General features: G+C 58.9%; 19 protein-coding genes. 11 read left to right on the forward strand and 8 right to left on the reverse strand.

Going from position 1 to position 19,059, the window contains the following annotated elements:
• Positions 1 to 870: 870 nt before the first annotated feature.
• Positions 871 to 1,950 carry a DNA topoisomerase IB gene (locus JNB91_RS29765; RefSeq protein ID WP_220329044.1) on the forward strand — a complete coding sequence of 360 codons (1,080 nt, stop codon included), beginning with the start codon at positions 871 to 873 and terminating at the stop codon, positions 1,948 to 1,950.
• Between the two features lie 88 nt (positions 1,951 to 2,038).
• Here JNB91_RS29765 and JNB91_RS29770 read toward each other — a convergent pair whose 3' ends face one another.
• The 4 genes from JNB91_RS29770 to JNB91_RS29785 form a co-directional block, all read right to left on the reverse strand.
• Positions 2,039 to 2,293 (reverse strand): hypothetical protein, encoded by a 255-nt coding sequence (locus JNB91_RS29770; protein ID WP_220329045.1) that lies wholly within the window; start codon positions 2,291 to 2,293, stop codon positions 2,039 to 2,041.
• A 93-nt stretch (positions 2,294 to 2,386) separates the two neighbouring features.
• Complete coding sequence (locus JNB91_RS29775; RefSeq protein ID WP_223218478.1) at positions 2,387 to 3,409, reverse strand: Gfo/Idh/MocA family protein; 1,023 nt, start codon at positions 3,407 to 3,409, stop codon at positions 2,387 to 2,389.
• Between the two features lie 11 nt (positions 3,410 to 3,420).
• Entirely contained in the window at positions 3,421 to 4,410 is a 990-nt protein-coding gene (locus JNB91_RS29780) for an MDR/zinc-dependent alcohol dehydrogenase-like family protein (protein ID WP_220329047.1), read from the reverse strand.
• A 36-nt stretch (positions 4,411 to 4,446) separates the two neighbouring features.
• Positions 4,447 to 5,826 carry a UDP-glucose dehydrogenase family protein gene (locus tag JNB91_RS29785; RefSeq protein WP_262928046.1) on the reverse strand — a complete coding sequence of 460 codons (1,380 nt, stop codon included), beginning with the start codon at positions 5,824 to 5,826 and terminating at the stop codon, positions 4,447 to 4,449.
• A 307-nt stretch (positions 5,827 to 6,133) separates the two neighbouring features.
• Here JNB91_RS29785 and JNB91_RS29790 point away from each other — a divergent pair, with 307 nt between their 5' ends.
• From JNB91_RS29790 to JNB91_RS29830, 9 genes are all read left to right on the forward strand, one after another.
• Complete coding sequence (locus JNB91_RS29790) at positions 6,134 to 7,240, forward strand: NAD-dependent epimerase/dehydratase family protein (protein ID WP_220329048.1); 1,107 nt, start codon at positions 6,134 to 6,136, stop codon at positions 7,238 to 7,240.
• Positions 7,237 to 9,276: an NAD-dependent epimerase/dehydratase family protein gene (locus JNB91_RS29795; protein WP_220329049.1), complete on the forward strand. Its 2,040-nt coding sequence runs from the start codon at positions 7,237 to 7,239 to the stop codon at positions 9,274 to 9,276. The genes JNB91_RS29790 and JNB91_RS29795 overlap by 4 nt, the downstream gene beginning before the upstream one ends.
• Entirely contained in the window at positions 9,273 to 10,391 is a 1,119-nt protein-coding gene (locus JNB91_RS29800; protein ID WP_223218479.1) for a glycosyltransferase family 4 protein, read from the forward strand. Before JNB91_RS29795 ends, JNB91_RS29800 begins: the two co-directional genes overlap by 4 nt.
• Positions 10,388 to 11,518: a CgeB family protein gene (locus JNB91_RS29805; protein WP_220329050.1), complete on the forward strand. Its 1,131-nt coding sequence runs from the start codon at positions 10,388 to 10,390 to the stop codon at positions 11,516 to 11,518. Before JNB91_RS29800 ends, JNB91_RS29805 begins: the two co-directional genes overlap by 4 nt.
• The gene (locus JNB91_RS29810; RefSeq protein ID WP_220329051.1) at positions 11,515 to 12,603 is read left to right on the forward strand and encodes a CgeB family protein; all 1,089 of its coding nucleotides are present in this window, start codon (positions 11,515 to 11,517) and stop codon (positions 12,601 to 12,603) included. Before JNB91_RS29805 ends, JNB91_RS29810 begins: the two co-directional genes overlap by 4 nt.
• A complete protein-coding gene (locus JNB91_RS29815) occupies positions 12,600 to 13,751 on the forward strand; it encodes a CgeB family protein (protein WP_220329052.1) in 1,152 nt (383 codons plus the stop codon). Before JNB91_RS29810 ends, JNB91_RS29815 begins: the two co-directional genes overlap by 4 nt.
• The gene (locus tag JNB91_RS29820; protein ID WP_220329053.1) at positions 13,732 to 14,775 is read left to right on the forward strand and encodes a UDP-glucuronic acid decarboxylase family protein; all 1,044 of its coding nucleotides are present in this window, start codon (positions 13,732 to 13,734) and stop codon (positions 14,773 to 14,775) included. Before JNB91_RS29815 ends, JNB91_RS29820 begins: the two co-directional genes overlap by 20 nt.
• A gap of 3 nt (positions 14,776 to 14,778) precedes the next feature.
• The gene (locus JNB91_RS29825; RefSeq protein WP_220329054.1) at positions 14,779 to 15,534 is read left to right on the forward strand and encodes a TIGR04290 family methyltransferase; all 756 of its coding nucleotides are present in this window, start codon (positions 14,779 to 14,781) and stop codon (positions 15,532 to 15,534) included.
• 76 nt (positions 15,535 to 15,610) lie between these two features.
• The gene (locus JNB91_RS29830; protein WP_220329055.1) at positions 15,611 to 16,153 is read left to right on the forward strand and encodes a DUF1003 domain-containing protein; all 543 of its coding nucleotides are present in this window, start codon (positions 15,611 to 15,613) and stop codon (positions 16,151 to 16,153) included.
• Positions 16,154 to 16,244: 91 nt separating this feature from the next.
• Here the strand turns inward: JNB91_RS29830 and JNB91_RS29835 are convergent, their stop codons facing one another.
• Positions 16,245 to 16,802 (reverse strand): DUF4267 domain-containing protein, encoded by a 558-nt coding sequence (locus tag JNB91_RS29835; RefSeq protein WP_220329056.1) that lies wholly within the window; start codon positions 16,800 to 16,802, stop codon positions 16,245 to 16,247.
• Positions 16,803 to 17,079: 277 nt separating this feature from the next.
• Between JNB91_RS29835 and JNB91_RS29840 the strand changes: the two genes are divergently transcribed.
• Positions 17,080 to 17,457 carry a response regulator gene (locus JNB91_RS29840; RefSeq protein ID WP_220329057.1) on the forward strand — a complete coding sequence of 126 codons (378 nt, stop codon included), beginning with the start codon at positions 17,080 to 17,082 and terminating at the stop codon, positions 17,455 to 17,457.
• 246 nt (positions 17,458 to 17,703) lie between these two features.
• Here the strand turns inward: JNB91_RS29840 and JNB91_RS29845 are convergent, their stop codons facing one another.
• The 3 genes from JNB91_RS29845 to JNB91_RS31565 all read right to left on the reverse strand — a co-directional run.
• Complete coding sequence (locus JNB91_RS29845) at positions 17,704 to 18,264, reverse strand: DUF4142 domain-containing protein (RefSeq protein ID WP_220329058.1); 561 nt, start codon at positions 18,262 to 18,264, stop codon at positions 17,704 to 17,706.
• 198 nt (positions 18,265 to 18,462) lie between these two features.
• Complete coding sequence (locus JNB91_RS29850; RefSeq protein ID WP_220329059.1) at positions 18,463 to 18,687, reverse strand: hypothetical protein; 225 nt, start codon at positions 18,685 to 18,687, stop codon at positions 18,463 to 18,465.
• A gap of 26 nt (positions 18,688 to 18,713) precedes the next feature.
• On the reverse strand, positions 18,714 to 19,059 hold a 346-nt coding region (locus tag JNB91_RS31565), incomplete at its 5' end, for a helix-turn-helix domain-containing protein (RefSeq protein ID WP_346269429.1).

Below are 19,059 nucleotides of genomic sequence, written 5' to 3' on the forward strand. Positions count from 1 at the left end.
TAGAGTAGCGGTCTGTGCTTGAGATTGATCTGATGTCATCGGCATGGTTGGCCTCCAGAGAGTTTTCTAGCAACCTCACTCTGCCACGGAGCAGGCCGCTACTCACCCCTGATGGGATCTCAAGAGCAAGACAGCCGAGAACTCTAACTGCCCGGCGGGGTCTACACCGTAGGAACTGCGTCGAGGATGGCGCCAACCAAGCTATCGCGAGGGACCTTCTGACAAACTTGCTGCAATCGAGAAACTTGATCGAGCTTTCACCGGGGCCGTTCAGATGGTCCTGATCATCGACTCCGTTCTGGAATCTAGTTGCCGATATTCGGGAAGGACCGCATCGGACGGCAACAGGCTGATACCGAGGCCGGAGGCGACTGCCCCCTGCACACACGTCAGGCCCCGGCCCGTATGGCGACCCGCCGTCGGCAACCTCTTTGCTCAAACGCCAGGATCGCACGATCCCGATAGATGCATCCGAGATCGGCAGCGAATTGCACCCATACCAGCTTTCCTTCCAGCTGCCGAGACTTGCTCCACTAAGCTCATGTTTATCGGAGCGAGGTCAATTTCGCCATCTGTCAGTCGACGTCTGAGCTCCGTGCTCCAGCCGCTGACAGTAACGAGCCTGATGTAAGTCGATGCGGCTTCTGCGAGACAGCCAGGAAGGCGATGCACGGCAAAAACCGGACGCCGCGGACTCGTGCTGCGCGAGATCTGCCGTGTCCCTCACGCGCGCGTTAGTTGATTGACGTACAGAAGCAAGAGAGGGCCGCGTTCGCAAGGTCCAAAAAAGCGCGCCTCTAGAGCTGACTGCAATCATAGAGAAGCTACTGATGCGCAGGAACAGCATCCTCCCTCGCGAGTTATGGCGGAATGAGCCAGACCATCACTGACATCAACACAATCACCGCGGAAGCGAAGCTGGCATCTAGCTTGGTCTACGTTCCTGGATTAGAGACCGGCATCACCCGCAAACTAGGCGCTAAAGGCTTCCTCTACTACCGGCCGGATGGGCGGCGGATCACAGACGCTGCAGAGATCTCGCGGTTGAATGCCCTGGCGATACCACCCGCCTATACCGATGTCATTATCTCGACCAATCCGTTTTCCCATTTGCAGGCGATCGGCAACGACGCCCACGGTCGTCGCCAGTATCGCTACCACTCCGACTGGCACGCGGAGCGTGGAAAAGCCAAGTTCGAGAGGCTCGTCGACTTTGCCAATTGCTTGCCGGACCTCCGTGAGCGGGTTGAGACAGATTTGCGCTCACGTAGCTTAACCATGGACAAGGCTTTGGCCACCGTGGTTTGGATGCTCGACAACCTTTACATCCGCGTAGGCAACGCCACCTATGCGGAGGCGAATAAGTCGTACGGGCTGACGACGCTACGCAGTCGCCATGTAAAAGTGGAGGGTGGCAGCCTGAAGTTCCGCTTCAAAGGGAAGTCGGGCAAGGAGTGGAACCTTGCTCACAGCGACCGTCGCATTGCTAATGTTGTCCGAAAGCTACAGGAACTGCCAGGCCAGCACCTGTTTCAGTACGTTTGCGATGAAGGCGGATGCAGACCGATTTCCTCGCAAGACGTTAACGCCTATATCCGGGAACTTACCGGCGACGACTTCAGTTCCAAGCAGTTTCGAACCTGGGGTGCGACCTGCATGGCGGTTGAAGCCCTAGCGTCCCTTGAAGTCGCGTCCACAAAGCGCGAACTCGCGCGTCAGCTTAATAAAGCGATCGACGCGATAGCCGCAAAGCTCGTCAACACTCGTGCGGTCTGTCGCTCATCATACATCCATCCAGCGGTATTTGAGGATTTTGAAGCCGGATTGCTTCGCGATGTGTTGAAGTTAAAGACCAAGAGCGAACGGCTTCAGCAGTGGCTGGACGACGAGGAAATCCGCGTCCTGCGTTGGCTCAAGAAGCGTTCAGCTGCTTCGAGCATCTCGTCGTAATTCGGACGCGCGCCGGTTGTCGTCTCCAATATCACCCACTTCCAGCAGAGTCGTTCTTGCCGTAGGTGACGATTTTTCGCCGAGGTGCTCAATGCTGTGTTGAACCTTGCTTCTTCAAGTCAGTTATCCGCCTGATTTCGTCTCGAATGAGCTTGAGCGACTGCCGGCCAATTCCAGGCACCTTTAGAAGCTGCTCGTCGGAGAGAGCGGCAATCACACTCATTCTCTTGATGCCACTTTGTCTGAGGACGCGGACGACCCATTGTGGCAAGCTACTTCGTAGCACCAGATCGGTAGGTTGCGTCGCTACCTTTTTTCCCAGTAGAAACTTTTGCTTCGGCATCTGAGCCTCGTTGTCGTTCGCCGATCGAGAAACAAAGATGGCGGCTGACAGTTCCGCAGCTCTGAAACGTCCGCATTTTTCCCACCGACGCGTTCATGGCTGCTGGGCGCCGGCATAGATTCGGTCGATGACCTCGGCCACGCTTGAAAGATATTGGGCCTCAGCGTCGAATTTCCCATCCTCGACGAGCTGCCTCGCCCAAGCCGTAGCAGCGCGTCCTCCCCATTCATCCGGTGGACCCGCAAGCTGCTCCGTGGCGGTTCCGGCGAAGTGTTGGGTGACAAAGTCATAGAAAGATCCTCTGACGTTACGCATAGCCACTCCGCCGGCCGTGCCATAGAAACTTGCGTCGATGACACAGTCTTGCCCCGCATTCAAACGCCAGGAGCAGGCCAGCCGAACGACAGCTCCGGTCGCCAGAACGAGTGTCGCAACGGCGTAATCCTCAACCTCTTCCGGTGCGTGGGACAACGGCCGTCCCTGTGCAAGCAGGTTGCTCGTGACGCTGATCACTTCGGGGAAATCAAGTGCCCAAAGAGCAAGGTCGATTAGATGTACACCGAGATCGATAACGCACCCGCCACCGGAGAGCTCCTTGTTATAGAACCAAGGCTTGTCCGGTCCGTAGGCATTGTGGAACGTCAGGTCGATAGCGCTGACCTGACCGAGATGCTGCTCCTGCAGCAAAGCCTTGATCCGTCGCATCGCTTCGGTGTGCCGGTAGGAAAGGTCTACCCCAATGAGGCGGTCTGCCCTTCTTGCGGCCTCGACCACAGCGTTAACCTCCCAAGCTGTGCGGCCCAATGGCTTCTGACAAAAAACCGCCACTCCTGCATTGAGCGCTCGAATAGTCTGTTGTGCATGCTGAGCGCTAGGGGTAGCGATGACGACGCCATCTAGGTCTTCTGCTAGCAGCTCATCCAGGCTGGAAAGCGTCTTCGCCTGCGGCGCAGCCTTTGTTGCTGCCTCGAGCATTTCAGGGGAGGGGTCGGCAATAGCAACGGCTTCCACGAGCCCAGTTGCAAGCATGGCGTCCATGCGATGGCGGCCGATCCAGCCAACTCCCAGGAAACCAACGCGTGCCGGCCGGGAGAGTGCCTCCACGTTCTGCTGCATTATGGTACTATTCATGGGTTTACCACCAGTGCCTTGATAAAGTTCCCGGGACGGTCGCGCGTATCGTTCAGGGCTTGGTCGAGCTGAGCCAGAGGATAGCGGTGCGTATAGAGGGAAGAGGGATCAAGACACCCTTCAACCACGGCGTCGACCGCATCGCGGATACCCTGGATGTAGATGGCGGGATCACGCTCATGAGCATTGACCACGTCAAGGCCGCGCCAGTTCCAAAGCTGCATGTTGACCTGCCGAGGTCCGTCCTGATGATAGCCAGCAATGGTAAGGCGGCCGCGCTCCCTCGTCAGTTCGCCAGCCAGGTCGAGCGGCCACTGGTGACCGACCGCCTCGATGACCCGATCGCAGAAGCTACCATCCGTGAGCGCTCTAACTTCTTCAATAATGCGCCAATGATCGTCCATCACGATCGTTTCGGCCGCACCCATCCGTTTAGCTGCTTTGAGCGAGGCTTCACGCCGGGAGATACCGATGACGTGGGCCCCAGCGTTGGTGCAGAGCTGGGTCAACAGTGCACCGAGAAACCCAATGCCGATAATGGCTACGGTCTGCCCGGCGCGAATGTCTGAGCGCTTGAAGATGTTCATCGCGCAGCCAAGTGGTTCCCCGGGAAACGGTTTGTTGTCCAGCGACGCCGGAAGCGGCACGACCATGTCCGCGGGAGCATAATCATGGCTCGCATATGCGTGGTAGCTCAAGACAGCAACCCGGTCGCCGATCTTCAAACCGTCGACCCCGCTGCCTAACGCATCCACCCGTCCCCACCCCTCGTGGCCAAGGCCGCCCGGCTCCGTTGGAAAGTGCATCCAGTCCGGCCCTGCCCAAGGCGTCAAGTTCGACGCGCAGACGCCGCATCCCTCAAGGCGCACCCGCATTTGTCCGGGCCTCGGTGCTTCGAGAGCCACGTTTCGAAGTTGTATTTCGCCTGCTTTTGGAATGACAACGCCGGCAAGCTGCCCAGCAGCTAGATGGTCGGACACATCCATTCGTTACCTCCTGATTGGAACCTTTGGATAACTCGATCAAAGGGGCGAAGCCGCGACTTCGATCAAGGCCGGGCCTCCGCCGCCCTGTGCATAAGCTTTCATTTTTTCGGCTCTGCCTACGGCACGGCCAAGACTATGATAAACGAGGCCGTGGCAGATCGCCTTTTCCGGCTTGAAGAGGTTTCGGAAATCAAAGAGGTGGTGGCCATTCATCAGGTCTGCAACTCGGGACAAGTTCATCCGGCGATAGTCATCCCATTCGGTAAGAACGGCCACGGCGTCGGCCCCATTAACTGCTGTGTAGAGGTCGTCGTGCCATTCAACACCAGCGCCAGCGCCAAGCATTCTGCGGGCCGGCGCCTGAGCCTTTGGATCATGTGCGCGGACGCTGACACCGCCCCGCTGGAGGATCGGGATGATCGATAGGGCAGCGGATTCCCGGACGTCGTCGGTTTCGGCCTTAAAGGCTACACCCAGGATGGTGACCGTTTTCGCCTGGCCCCTCGCGCCGAGCACCTCCAAAATCCGATGCGCCAAGTCGTTTTTCCGGTTTTCGTTACAATTGATCAGCGTTTCGATTAGTGGCTGAGGCGCGCCGAAGCGCTTTCCCGTGGCTGCGAAGGCGCGCGTGTCCTTCGGGAAGCAGGAGCCACCGAAGCCAGGGCCTGGCTGCAGGAACGCCGGGCCAATGCGCTGGTCGAGTCCGATTCCTTTTGCCACCGCAGTCACATCACCCCCCGCATTCTCGCAGATGTTGGCGACGTCGTTAATGAAGCCGATCTTCAATGCCAGAAAGGCATTGGCTGCATATTTGATCAACTCCGCGTCTATCGTACTGGTGGCGACGAAGGGAATGCCGCGCTCGGTGAGCGGGCGGTACAATTCCTTCATCGAACGCGCAGTGCCTTCGTCGTCCGCGCCGACCACGATCCGGTCCGCGTTCCTGAAATCGGCGATCGCCGAACCTTCGCGCAGGAACTCGGGGTTTGAGGCAACAGTAATACGGCGGCCGGCCCGGTCGGAGGAGATAATCTCGGCAACGGCCTTTGCCGTGCCAGCCACCACCGTCGACTTGATAACGACTATAGCGTTGTCGGGAAGATGCTGTGCGATGCCACGTGCGGCGGAAACCACAAAAGATAGATCTATATCGCCATCGGTTGTTGATGGAGTCCCGACAGCAAGAAAAACAAAGTTGGCGTCAGCAACCGATGCGCCGATGTCAGCGGAAAAGCGTAGCCCTCCTGCTTTTCGGCTCTCGACCATCAGCTCAGCCAAGCCGGGCTCATAGATCGGCATTATTCCCTTTTCGAGATCAGCGATGCGCCCCTCATCAATGTCAACACAGCAAACATTATAGCCGAGTGACGCGAAGCAGGCGCCCGTCGTGAGGCCGACATAGCCGGCGCCGATCATTACAACATTCATTTTCTGCCACTCCGCCATGATCCTGAACACATTGGGGGGCCGAACTCCAGAACCTACCGAGAGTTCCGAATGACATTGAAGAAGATGACGTTGAAGATGAGATTGATAGCTCCAACGCGCCCAAGCCTATTGCGGCAACCGCATCGTTCGGTGCTCGAAACCTTCATCGGTTTCCTGGAGACAATGTCATTGATGAAGTCACTGATGTCAAAGATGTCAAAGATGAAGGAACTTTCCCCAGCTCCCTCGGTTCGAGCATCAATTTTTAGCTGAGCGTAGCAACTGAGGAGGCCCCATGGCAAAGATTCTAGTGACTGGCGGATGCGGCTTTATTGGTCGGCATGTCACGGAAGAACTTCTGGAACAAGGCTACGAGGTTCGTATTCTGGATGCCCTGATCGAACAGGTTCATGGCGACGCGGAGGCGACCGTGGCCGAAGCGGCCGAAGTGATCCGCGGCGATGTGAGGGACAAAAATGTTGTAGAGCAAGCTCTCGCCGGTGTGGAAGGTGTAATACATCTTGCCGCTGAAGTCGGCGTTGGTCAGTCAATGTACGAGATCGCTCGTTATGTCGGCGGCAATGATTTGGGCACCGCCGTTCTTCTCGAAGCCATGATTGGCAAGCAGATCAAGCGCATTGTTGTCGCGTCATCCATGAGCGTCTATGGCGAGGGACGCTACCAGACACGCGATGGACGCTCGCTCGACCTGGTGCGGCGAAAGGCTGAGCAGATCAAAGCTGGCCGGTGGGCTGCGACCGGTCCCGATGGCGATGAACTCGTTCCGGTTCCGACCGACGAGGAAAAGCCGATCGATCTCGCTTCCATTTATGCCCTGACGAAATACGCGCAGGAGAAGCAGATATTGATCTTCGGTGAGGCTTATGGCGTCGAAGCCGTCGCGTTGCGCCTCTTCAACGTATTCGGCGCCGGCCAAGCGCTATCCAATCCCTATACCGGCGTGCTTGCCAATTTCGCATCACGACTTGCCAATGGTCAACCGCCGATGATTTTCGAGGACGGCCGGCAGCGCCGCGATTTCGTCCATGTGCATGACGTCGCCCGCGGCTTCCGCCTAGCCCTCGAAAAGCCGGCTGCGAACGGCCATGTCATCAACATCGGCAGTGGCCAAGCCTATACCATCGCCGAGGTTGCGGCCTTTCTCGCCGAGGCGATGGGCGTTCCAGAGATCTCTCCCGACATCATGAACAAGGCGCGCTCGGGTGATATCCGCAACTGCTTCGCGGATATTTCAAAAGCGCGCGAATTGTTGGGCTTCGAGCCCCACCACCGTCTTGAGAATTCGCTTGGTCCGTTTGCGGAATGGGTCCGCAGCACGGGTGCTGTCGACCGGGGGGCGGAGATGAAACGGCAGCTGGAAGAGAAAGGGCTCGTATCATGACGGGTTATCAATCAATTGGGCTTCATAAGCCCCATGATTATGGCTTTGTGGAATGGTTTCGACCCGGTGAATACGAACGGACCGAGCGGATTCTTCCTCAGATCATCGCAAGCGGTGCGAGCTATCTTCGCACCCATCTTTCCTGGGCCGAGTATCTGGCGCCTGGCGGGGAGGAATGGTTCGACTGGCTGATACCGCAACTCGGCAGCCGGATTGACCTGCTGCCCTGCCTGCATTACACGCCGCCGTCGCTGTCCCGGACAGGTCGCGCCAACGGGCCACCGCAAGAGCTGAAGTCCTATGCGGACTTCTTGGATCACGTGCTGACCCGCTATGGCAAGCAGTTTACCCATGTGGAACTGTGGAACGAGCCGAACAACCTGCTCGACTGGGACTGGCGCGAAGACGCTGATTTCCTGCTGTTTTCCGAGATGATCGGCGGCGCAGCTTATTGGGCCAAGCAGCGCGGCTTCAAGCCAGTGCTTGGCGGGCCTTGCCCTTTCGATCCCTACTGGTTGAACCTGATGGGCGAGCGCGGCGTGCTCAACGTGGTGGACGCCGTTGGTTTCCATGGCTTCCCCGGCACTTGGGACAGCGAAGAGGGCACCTGGGGCGGCTGGGACATGCATCTAGGCGAAATGCGCCGGATCCTCGACCGCTTCAATCCCGCGTCGGAGATCTGGATCACCGAAACCGGTTACTCCACCTGGCGCAGCGACGACATGGAGCAGGCGCGCCGGTTCATGAAGGCCCTGACCGTTCCGGCAGATCGCATGTACTGGTATTCCTGGCAGGACGTGGCGCCAGACGTTCCGGTCCAAGAGGGCCTGTGGTTCGATCCGCGGCACTATCACCTGGGCGCCGTCACGCACGACAACCAGCCGAAGCTGCTGGCCCGGCTGCTGCTTGAGGGCGGCGTGTCGCGGCTTGAGGATGTGGCCAAGCTTGCCGCGCCGAACCTTTCAAAAGGTACGACACCGATTGTTATCACCGGCGGCAGCGGTTTCATCGGTTCCAACCTTGCCGACAGCTTCCTCAACGACGGCGAAGACGTCATCATCCTCGACAACCTGGGTCGCTCGGGCGTCGACCAGAACCTTGGATGGCTGACACAGCGCCACGGCGACCGGGTTCATCCGGTGCTCGCCGACGTGCGCGACCTGCGCGGCATTGAGGCAGCGTTCACCGACGCAAAGGCTGTCTTCCACCTGGCAGCCCAGACGGCGGTTACCACTAGCCTCGTGCATCCCATCGATGACTTCGAGGCGAACGCGCGCGGCACTATCAACGTGCTTGAATCGGTCCGCAAGGCACGCAAGCGTGCGCCGGTCATCTTCGCCAGCACCAACAAGGTCTATGGCGCGCTGGAAAACGTGGCGATGCTCGAGCTGGACGACCGGTATATTCCGTCCGACGAGGCGATCCGCGCCCATGGGATCGGCGAGGATCGGCCCATCAACTTCTGCACCCCTTACGGCTGCTCCAAGGGCGTCGCCGACCAGTATGTGCTGGATTATGCGAAGTCCTACGACATTCCGACAGCCGTACTGAGGATGAGCTGTATCTACGGGCCACGCCAATTCGGCACGGAAGACCAGGGCTGGGTGGCACATTTTCTCATTCGGGCGCTGGCCGGTGAAGAGATCTCCATCTATGGCGACGGCAAGCAAGTGCGCGATATCCTGCATGTCGATGACGCAGTCTCGGCCTATCGCACCGTTCTTTCCGCGATCGACCAGGTCAAGGGCAAGGCCTTCAACCTCGGTGGCGGCCCCCGCAACTCGGTGAGCATTCTCAGCGTCCTGCGCGAGATTGAAACCCTGACTGGCCGGCCTCTGCGTACGCAGTTCGGCGACTGGCGCGCCGGCGATCAATATTTCTTCGTGGCAGATACTAGGTCACTGGAGAGCCAGCTCGGCTGGGAGGCCAAGGTCTATTGGCGCAAAGGGCTTCAGCACCTCGCAGAATGGCTGGCCGACAACCGCTTCGGCGGACGCGCGGTCCTCGGGAAAGAAAAGCGGAAGGTTTCGGCATGACGATACCGAAGCGGTCCGCCGCTGTCCGTATCCTTATGACCGTCGATGCGGTGGGCGGCGTCTGGCGCTATGCGATGGACCTGGCCGCGAGCCTGCAACCGCGGGGCTTCGAGTTCCTGTTCGTCGGGCTCGGGCCCCAGCCTTCTGACGGCCAGCAGAGGGAAGCGTCGGAGCTGGGACAGCTACGCTGGGTCGATGCGCCGCTGGACTGGATGGTGAAAAGCGAAGGCGAACTCTCCGACGTCGGGCCGCAGATCGCCGATCTCGCGCGCGCGGAAGCAGTCGATCTGCTGCACCTCAACCTCCCGTCCCAGGCGGCTGTCATCGATACGGATCTGCCGGTGATCGCCATGTCGCATTCCTGCGTGGTCACCTGGTTTGCCGGCGTTCGTGGCGAACCGGTACCAGCGGACTGGCAGTGGCATCATGCGATCAATCGACGCGGGCTCCTCCGCGCGGACCTCGCGCTTGCGCCAAGCCGTAACCATGCCCGCATGCTGGAAGAGGCCTATGGGGGAATTGATAGGCTGCACGTGGTCTACAATTCCAGCCGATCAGCACAGACATCCGACTCCAAGGACTTGCTTGTCTCTGCGGCTGCCCGCTGGTGGGACGACGGCAAAAACGGGCGCGTCCTCGACGAGGCTGCAGCGTCCACTGCCTGGCCGATCATAATGGCGGGACCGAGCAACGGGCCCGACGGCCAGACGCTGCCGATCCGTCATGCGGAACACCCCGGCGAGATCTCGCATGCGGATGTCATGTCGCTGATGCGTCGCTCGTCCGTCTTCGTGTCGCCTTCCCTCTACGAACCCTTCGGGCTCGCGGCCCTCGAAGCAGCGCGCGCCCATAATGCGCTGGTGCTGGCGGACATCGCCACCTACCGGGAGCTCTGGGATGGCGCTGCCCTCTTCGCAGACCCCAAAGACGCCAAGGCACTGGCTGCGGCGATCGATCGCCTGCTTGGGGATAACGATCTGCGAGCGAAACTGGCGGACAAGGCTGCGGAGCGCTCCAGACGCTTCGACCTGCCTTCCCAAGCCGAAGCCATGGCGGGTCTCTATTCGGGCCTGCTCCAGCGCAATTACACGCTTTCCGCTGCGGAGTTACCATGAAGTTCGTTTTCTACACCCACTCGCTGATATCCGACTGGAATCACGGCAATGCGCATTTCCTGCGCGGGATCATGCGCGACCTGATCCGCCGCGGCCACGAGGCGGTGGCACTCGAGCCTTTCGATTCCTGGAGCCGCGGCAATCTCGTGCAGGACCAGGGCGAGGCAGCGCTTAGCGATTTTTCCACGCATTTTCCGGAACTTAACGCCGAGATATATTATGCCGGCTTCAACCATGAAGCAGCCCTTGCCGATGCGGATGTGGTGGTGGTGCATGAGTGGACGGATCCCGCCCTCGTATCGGAAATCGGCCGCATCCGTGCGAGCGGTGGCACATTTACACTGTTGTTCCATGACACCCATCACCGGGCAGTTTCTTCCGAAGGCGCCATCGCCGGGCTGAGGCTCACCGAATACGACGGCATCCTTGCCTTCGGAGAAACGCTACGCGAGCGTTACCTCAACGCCGGCTGGGGCAGCAATGTGTTTACCTGGCATGAGGCGGCCGACGACACGCTGTTCAAGCCGATGCCCGAGGTTGAAAAGACAGGCGATCTGATCTGGGTCGGCAACTGGGGCGACGACGAGCGTTCCGCCGAGATCATTGAGTTTCTGGTGCAGCCGGCAAAGGCGCTCAGGCTGAAGACTCTGGTACATGGGGTCCGCTATCCCGACCATGCAAAGCAGGCATTGAAGGACGGCGAGATTACCTTCGGCGGCTGGATCGCCAATGCCAAGGTTCCGCATGCCTTCGCCCAGCATCGGGTGACGGTGCATATTCCGCGCTGCCCCTATGTGCAGAACCTTCCGGGCATTCCGACCATCCGCCCCTTTGAGGCACTCGCCTGCGGTATACCGCTGCTCTCGGCACCCTGGGACGATGCGGAGCATCTGTTTCGCCCGGGAGAAGACTACCTCATCGTGCACAGCGGCGAGGAGATGACCACGCGGCTTCGGGAGGTTCTCTCCGACCGGGATCTGGCGGATTCGCTTGCCCGCTCGGGCCGCGAAACCCTGAAGGCGCACCACACCTGCCGCCACCGGGTCGACGAACTCCTCACCATCCTGGCTGACTGCGGCACCGATCGCGTCACCCGCAAGCTCGTTTCCCCGGAGGTCGCAGAATGAAGATTGCCTTCTACGGTTCCAGCCTCGTTTCCGCCTACTGGAACGGCGCCGCCACCTATTACCGCGGCCTGCTGCGGGCCCTCGCCGAGAAGGGTTACGTCATCACCTTCTACGAGCCCGACGTCTACGACCGACAGAAAAACCGCGATATCGAGCCACCGGGATGGTGCAAGGTCGTCGTCTATGAAGGCACCATCGAGGCTCTCAAGGACGTGGCGGCGAAGGCATGCGAAGCGGATGTGGTTGTCAAGGCGAGCGGCGTCGGCTTCGAGGACGATCTGCTGCTGGACGAGGTCATGCGGGCGGCAAAGCCGAGGGCGCTGAAGATCTTCTGGGACGTAGATGCGCCGGCGACGCTCGGGGAACTGCGTGCAGCGCCGGATCACCCGCTCCGCCGCGCCCTTTCCACGATCGATCTCGTGCTGACCTACGGCGGGGGCGATCCGGTCGTGGATGTCTACCGGGCAATGGGTGCGCGCGACTGCATTCCCATCTACAATGCGCTCGATCCGATGACCCACCATCCGGTTGCTCCGGATGCGCGCTTCAATGCCGATCTCGGGTTCCTTGGTAACCGGCTGCCAGATCGCGAGGCCCGTGTCGAGCACTTCTTCCTGGAGCCGGCGGCAAAGCTTGCCAGCGCCACCTTCATGCTTGGCGGCTCGGGCTGGCAGGACAAGCCGATGTCCGCCAACATCAACTATATCGGGCACGTTTCTACCCGCGACCATAACGCATTCAACGTGACCTCCAAGGCTGTACTCAACATCTCGCGTGCCAGTATGGCGGAAAACGGATTCTCACCGGCGACGCGGGTGTTTGAGGCGGCTGGCGCCGGCGCCTGCCTTATCACCGACTTCTGGGAGGGCATCGAGCTGTTCCTGAAACCGAACGAAGAGGTTCTGGTGGCGCGCGACGGCAAGGACGTCAGCGACATCCTTGCCGGGCTCAGCAATGAGCAAGCACAGCTGATCGGCAAGAATGCCCTCAACCGCGTGCTAGCGGACCACACCTACGCCAGCCGTGCCATGACCGTCGATGCGATCTTCCGCGCCCATGCCCGGCAAATGGAGGCTGCCGAATGACGCGCCCGCTCGACATCGTCTTCATCGGCCTGTCGCTTTCCTCCTCCTGGGGCAACGGCCATGCGACCACGTTCCGTGCGTTGATCCGTGGGCTTCACGCGCAAGGCCACCGGGTGCTCTTCCTCGAGCGTGACGTCCCCTGGTATGCCAGCCAACGCGACCTGCCTGACCCTGATTTCTGCCGGCTGGCCTATTACTCCGGCGCCGATGAGTTGACCAACAGATTTGAAATGGCAATCACGTCTGCGGATGCCGTCATCATCGGCTCATACGTGCCTGATGGGGTGGCCGTTATTGAAGCGGTGGCGGCCCTATCCCCTAAGCGTTTGTGCTTTTACGACATCGACACACCGGTGACGCTCGCCAAGCTTGACCGCGGCGATGAGGAGTATCTGGCGCTCGAACAGATATCGGTTTTCGACGCCTACTTTTCGTTCTCCGGCGGCGAAGTGCTGACCCGGCTGGAGCGGGACTACGGCGCGCGCCAGGCAATCGACCTCTACTGTTCAGTGGATGCGGAGCGTTATGGCAACACGGGCGAAAGCTTCGAATGGGATCTTGGCTATCTCGGCACCTATAGCACTGATCGCCAGCCAACTCTTGAGCGGTTGCTGATCGAGCCGGCGCGAGCACTGCCGCATCTTCGCTTCGTGGTTGCTGGGCCGCAATACCCCGACACAATCGACTGGCCTTCGAATGTAGAGCGGATCGAACATCTGCCGCCGCAGGACCATCCGAGCTTCTACAGCAGACAGCGCTTCACCCTGAACGTGACCCGCGCCGACATGATCGCGGCGGGCTGGTCACCAAGCGTGCGGCTGTTCGAAGCGGCTGCCTGCGGCACGCCGATCATCAGCGATGATTGGCGAGGGCTGAGCGAGCTTTTTCCAGAGGGCAAGGCGATCTGCATTGCGCGCAGCACTGATGATGTTGTTGCCGTCCTTACTGGGATGGACGAGCAGCATCGGATCGCCATGAGTAGGGCAGCCCACGGCCGCGTAATGCAGTCCCATACCGGCGGCGCTCGCGCTCTTCACCTGGTTTCGGCGTTGGAGCGTTTTGCGAAGGATTTACCCGCGCGAACCAAAGCGCTCGAACGATTTCAGCCTGAGGATCGAGGAGAACGTAATGTTGCAAAAACTACATGACGGAAAAACCAGAACTGTCCTCGTGGCCGGCGGAGCGGGCTTCGTCGGGTCGCATCTGTGCGACGCGCTTCTGTTGCGCGGTGACAAAGTGATATGCGTCGATAGCTTCCTGACAGGATCAAGGGCGAATGTTCGTCCGCTGGAAAATCACCCTAGGTTCCGTCTTGTTGAACATGATGTGTGCCAAGTCCTAGACATCGAAGAGCACGTTCATCAGGTCTACAACCTGGCCTGTGCGGCATCTCCACCCTCTTATCAAGCCGATCCAGTCCATACGATGATGACCTGCGTGGCTGGAACGGGCAACCTGCTCGCACTTGCGGAACGTCATAACGCGTCGTTGCTGCAAGCTTCAACCAGCGAAGTATACGGCGATCCCGAAGAACATCCGCAGCGTGAAGATTATCGTGGTAACGTCAGCTGCACGGGGCCGCGGGCCTGCTATGACGAGGGCAAGCGTGCCGCCGAGTCACTTTGCTTTGATATGCTGCGGGCCGGTCGCACCGATGCGCGCGTCGTACGCATATTCAACACGTATGGGCCGCGCATGCAGCCAAATGATGGGCGCATCATCTCAAACCTTTTAGTGCAGGCGCTCTCGGGCGACCCATTGACTATTTACGGTAGCGGCGAGCAAACGCGATCTTTCTGTTTCGTGACAGATCTCGTAGCAGGTTTGATGGCACTAATGGATGTGGATCCGAATCCAGGCGTGCCTGTGAACATAGGTAACCCGGGCGAGTTCACCATCAACGAGCTCGCCGCGATGATCCTGACGATGGTTCCCGGAAGGTCGAAAATCGTTTACCGCCCCCTGCCCACGGACGATCCGCAGCGTCGTCGCCCGGATATTGCCCGCGCGAAGCAATTGCTTGGTTGGGAGCCAAAAGTCCAGCTATCGCAAGGGCTGCAACAGACAGCTGATTATTTTGCTTCAGTTCTGGCCGAGCCAGAACTGCGTGCGACGCCCTCAAGAGCAAAGCCAGGGTCCAACATGACCGGCGCGCTGCAGATTGGAGCCTGAGGAATGGACGCTGCAAGAAAAGCAGACGATGATATCAAGCGTCGGCTCGCCGAACTCGGGCCCTGGTTTCAGAACATCCACGTGCAGGGGGTACCCACCGCCCCCGATCATTTTCTGGGCGACTATCCTTCCTTCAAGTGGGAAGGCTTCAAGGACGTGATCCCGGAAGACTTGGCAGGACGCAGCGTTCTTGACGTCGGATGCAATGCCGGCTTTTATTCCTTCGAGATGAAGAAGCGCAATGCCGGGCGCGTGCTAGGGATCGACGCAGACCCACACTACCTCCGGCAGGCCCGGTTTGTGGCCGGGCAGACGGGCCTGGACGTGGAGTTCCGCCAGATGTCCGTTTACGACGTCGGAAACCTCGGCGAAAAATTCGACCTCGTGATTTTTATGGGAGTGCTCTACCATCTGCGCCACCCTCTGCTTGCGCTCGACCTTCTGTATGAGCATGTGGTTGGGGACCAGATGTTATTCCAGTGTTTGCAGCGCGGAGATGAGCGGCGGCCGAAGCTTCAGGAAAACTACGATTTCTCTGAATGGTCCCTGTTCGACCGGGATGATTATCCCAAGCTCTTCTTCGTGGAGGAGCGATACGCTTCCGATCCGACCAACTGGTTCATCCCCAATACGGCAGCGATGGAAGCCATGCTGCGCAGTTCGGGCTTCGTGATCGACGTCCATCCGGAACGGGAGGTCTATCTTTGTCACCGCGGTGAGCGGCATTATGCAGTCGAAGTGCCGCCTCAGATCTGCTGAACGGGCACCGAGACGTCCCGCAGATTGATAGGCGCTGCGAAATAGTAGGCTTAGAAGGTCGCGGAGGAGCGTGCCGATGAGCAGTGCCAACAATGAAAGCCCAACGACGCAGGCTGCTGATGGCCTTACCCCGGCTCTTGCACGAAACATTGACGCGGTCATGCAGCGGCGCCGCGAAACCGCGAGCGCGGCATCGTTGCAAGAACGCGCAGCTGCTTCGATTAGTCGGTTCGCAGGATCAATGCCCTTCGTCTACATTCATCTCCTTCTATACGGGACGTGGATTATAGCCAACCTAGACCTGTTGCCAGGAGTGCGCCCGTGGGATCCGTCGCTCGTCATTCTCGCTATGGAAGCTTCTGTCGAAGCAATTTTTCTTTCCACGTTCGTTTTGATAAATCAAAACCGGATGGCCGCCGAAGACGATACGCGGGCTGATCTCGATCTACAGGTTAGTTTGCTAAACGAGCACGAAACGACGCGTCTGATCGCTTTAGTGGAAGCGATTGCGAAAAAATTGAACGTTCCGATCGAGGCTGGCGAAGAGCTAAGCGAGCTGAAAGAAGATGTTGCCCCCGAAGCCGTATTGGACCGAATTCAATCCGAAGAGACACGCTAGTCGGTGATAGAGCCCCCTCACGACAACTACCAAGTACATGTACCGGCCGGAACTGCAGCTGCCTCGGAGGGAGTTGAACCATAGTGGTGATCTACGCCAGACGCTTTCCCCATAGCGCCAAGATCAGGATGACAGCGAGACTGACGGCGTGCGGCAGAAAGGTTGGCGTCAGCCCATTGTGCGAGATTACAAGCAGGAGGTCGATAGCCGGAATTATAGCGATCGCGAACAGAAAAAGCGTGGTAGCTGGCAAGGATATCGCCGGTGCAGCCAGCAGCGAGATTCCGATTGTCAGATCACGTGCGGCGATCGCTCTGAGGAAGATGCTGTCGGCGGTGCCAAGTGCCGGCGCGGCAAACAGAAACGCAGCAACGGCCGGATTGATTAGGATGATGGCACCAAGAGCGAGTAGCACCAGTCCGAGTGCGCGGACGAGCCAGCGCCAATATGTTGTTTGCCTGCGAAAAGATGCTTCCACCTCAGCCTCCTCCGGCCGGGCCACGTAATCTCCCAGACGAATATCCAGAATGGCAGCATCGATCTCCGACGTTTCGATAAATTTCTTCGCATCCCGGACCGCGGCGACGGGGCCCAAAACCTCCGCAGCGAGAGCGATGAATTGGCGGACCTCGTCGGCCAGGCTCCTCAACCAAAAGAATTCTTTTGCCCCTGTATTTCGTCGAAACGTCGGACCATTGCGGCATCCTTTTTACGACTTTCTACCTAACGCAGCTTTGGGTTTGCTACCTGCTGTTCATAATAGGGAAAAATAACTCCTCGAGGCGCTGTCCAGGCGATGAATAGCTCAATTCTTTACCGTGCTTGAACGACGAGCGGTCCTGGCCGAGGCGAACAAAGTTTCGCGCCATCTGCGCAAGGGGAACTTCAGAGGATTTTTCTGGTTCGAAGGCGCAGGAGGACCGCCTATGTCTGATCGAGCACTAGAAGGCCGGCGAATTCTACTGATCGAGGACGAATATCTAGTTGCCACTGATCTCGTCACGGCATTGGAAAATGCGGGTGCGGTTGTCTTTGGACCCGTATCTGACCTCGAACGGGCGATGGACATTGTTGGCAGCCGTTTTGCACTCGACGGCGCTGTCCTGGACATCAATCTGGACGGAGAGATGGTTTACCCGGCAGCTGCTGTTCTTTCTGAGCACTCTGTACCTATCGTATTCGTGACGGGTTACGAATGTCGATCACTTCCTGAACCCTTCGCTCGCAATCCCTGTTTGGCGAAGCCGTTCAACGAACGCGATTTGATCGATGCATTGACGACGATCGTGAGGACCGCTGCGTGAACAAGGGTTCCATAGGGCCCTACGGCACATCTGCTAAATTACAAAACAGTACCAGCGACCACCCCCCGGATGTCTCGAAGGCTACTGGTCGCCGGTTACGGTTTCATAATCAGCTCCCATCGCTATCTTTCTCCGCGAAGGCGTTGCAGAGAGCAAGCCACGAACTTAACGGAACGACAAGAGACCGGCGATGAAACCGGCCTCTCGAGGGTGTGGTGCCAGTACATCCGTGGTCACCGAACAAGATCAACCCAGTTTCGACTTCAGCACGTCGAGGTGGTCGATATGCTCTTTGATCTGACCGCGGGCCAGCTTCGTCACGCTAAGATGCTCGCGAACCTGGCCAACCTTAAGGTAATCCTCCTGGATCGCCAGCAACTTCTTGTGGCCGTCGAGCTGGGCGGAGATATACGCCTTGTCGAATGCGGCTCCGCTTGTAGCTTTTAGCTTATCGAGCGACGCCTTGCCCTCCGCGTCGAGCATCGCCTCTACCTCACTGTCAGAGGGTGGCTTGAGAGCGCCTTCGGCCTTACCGCCCATCTCCATGGACTTGAGAATATCGGCGATCGTCTCCTGCTCGGCGACCTCCCACTTCGCGAATTCCTTGACCATGGGATCTGACGCCTTCTCGGCGGCAACGCGGCTTGTGGCCAAGGACAGCGAGCCGACTTTTTTCGTCTCGCCGGCGTGCTTCTTCTCGGCGTCGCCTGTGGTGTTTTCAGTCTGCGCGAGGGCAGCGGTGGAAGAAAAGAGAACGGGCAAAGCGGCCGTCACGGCAACTGCGGTCAGCATTTTACGGCGGTTCATGAACATCTCCCGGGTTTGTGGAGATCCTCGAGCATGACCGATCAGCGAAAGTTCCTTGACCGACAAATTCGACACGGTTGCCCTGTCTCGATACCTGAGCTTGCGAATTCAACTTGTCTATGCCGCAAGAGAACCACGCAGTTCAGCGCCTCACACGCAACCCTGCCCGTTTTGTCAGGCAGCGCGCTGACTCTCAGGCTATTCGTGCCGACCGCCCGGCTGTCTGCTCCGATCGTCCAAGGGAAGCTTTAAGTTGCTACCCAAGCTATCTAGCAATGAAGACAGGCGCTCATAGGCTTGTTTGGTAGGCTCTTTAGCATCCGCGCTCATCTGGGCCATATGGTCCTGAACCGCCCGATAAAGGAGGTCGCGGATCTCCCGAAGATCGCTTTCGATATTCTTGCTGTCTTCGCCGTTCGACACGATGTTACTCCTGATCGCCAGTGTGCTTAGCGGAGGGCATGCTCGATCCGTTCCACGTGATGCTTGGGCAGCACGGCATCGTCCTCCTCAGCCGCCGCAATCTCCGCAACTGTCAGTCCAGTCGCGACTGCGAGCTCTTCGAAACTATAACCCTTGGCGAGGCGGGTGGCACGGCGGCTTGCTGCAGAACTGCTCAACTTTTTCACCGTCTGATCCATATTTCGATCTCCTCGAATTTGGCGAGAAATGCAGGAGCGCCTAACGAGTTCCGCGCTGCTGCGAACCGTCGCGACCACCCTCCAGCCTAAGCCGGCGAAGGCGCTCAGTTTTTTCCGCGCGTAAGCGGCGTTCCTCTTCGGCTGCATCGGCCGC

Origin of the sequence: Aliirhizobium wenxiniae (assembly GCF_019511445.1) — a bacterium.
GTDB classification, from domain to species: domain Bacteria; phylum Pseudomonadota; class Alphaproteobacteria; order Rhizobiales; family Rhizobiaceae; genus Neorhizobium; species Neorhizobium wenxiniae_A.

What these genes read in the sequence shown, in the direction of transcription:
- JNB91_RS29765 (WP_220329044.1), top strand. Translation starts at nt 871, where the DNA reads ATGAGCCAGACCATCACTGACATCAACACAATCACCGCGGAAGCGAAG.
- JNB91_RS29770 (WP_220329045.1), bottom strand. Translation starts at nt 2,293, where the DNA reads ATGCCGAAGCAAAAGTTTCTACTGGGAAAAAAGGTAGCGACGCAACCT.
- JNB91_RS29775 (WP_223218478.1), bottom strand. Translation starts at nt 3,409, where the DNA reads ATGCAGCAGAACGTGGAGGCACTCTCCCGGCCGGCACGCGTTGGTTTC.
- JNB91_RS29780 (WP_220329047.1), bottom strand. Translation starts at nt 4,410, where the DNA reads ATGGATGTGTCCGACCATCTAGCTGCTGGGCAGCTTGCCGGCGTTGTC.
- JNB91_RS29785 (WP_262928046.1), bottom strand. Translation starts at nt 5,826, where the DNA reads ATGATCGGCGCCGGCTATGTCGGCCTCACGACGGGCGCCTGCTTCGCG.
- JNB91_RS29790 (WP_220329048.1), top strand. Translation starts at nt 6,134, where the DNA reads ATGGCAAAGATTCTAGTGACTGGCGGATGCGGCTTTATTGGTCGGCAT.
- JNB91_RS29795 (WP_220329049.1), top strand. Translation starts at nt 7,237, where the DNA reads ATGACGGGTTATCAATCAATTGGGCTTCATAAGCCCCATGATTATGGC.
- JNB91_RS29800 (WP_223218479.1), top strand. Translation starts at nt 9,273, where the DNA reads ATGACGATACCGAAGCGGTCCGCCGCTGTCCGTATCCTTATGACCGTC.
- JNB91_RS29805 (WP_220329050.1), top strand. Translation starts at nt 10,388, where the DNA reads ATGAAGTTCGTTTTCTACACCCACTCGCTGATATCCGACTGGAATCAC.
- JNB91_RS29810 (WP_220329051.1), top strand. Translation starts at nt 11,515, where the DNA reads ATGAAGATTGCCTTCTACGGTTCCAGCCTCGTTTCCGCCTACTGGAAC.
- JNB91_RS29815 (WP_220329052.1), top strand. Translation starts at nt 12,600, where the DNA reads ATGACGCGCCCGCTCGACATCGTCTTCATCGGCCTGTCGCTTTCCTCC.
- JNB91_RS29820 (WP_220329053.1), top strand. Translation starts at nt 13,732, where the DNA reads ATGTTGCAAAAACTACATGACGGAAAAACCAGAACTGTCCTCGTGGCC.
- JNB91_RS29825 (WP_220329054.1), top strand. Translation starts at nt 14,779, where the DNA reads ATGGACGCTGCAAGAAAAGCAGACGATGATATCAAGCGTCGGCTCGCC.
- JNB91_RS29830 (WP_220329055.1), top strand. Translation starts at nt 15,611, where the DNA reads ATGAGCAGTGCCAACAATGAAAGCCCAACGACGCAGGCTGCTGATGGC.
- JNB91_RS29840 (WP_220329057.1), top strand. Translation starts at nt 17,080, where the DNA reads ATGTCTGATCGAGCACTAGAAGGCCGGCGAATTCTACTGATCGAGGAC.
- JNB91_RS29845 (WP_220329058.1), bottom strand. Translation starts at nt 18,264, where the DNA reads ATGAACCGCCGTAAAATGCTGACCGCAGTTGCCGTGACGGCCGCTTTG.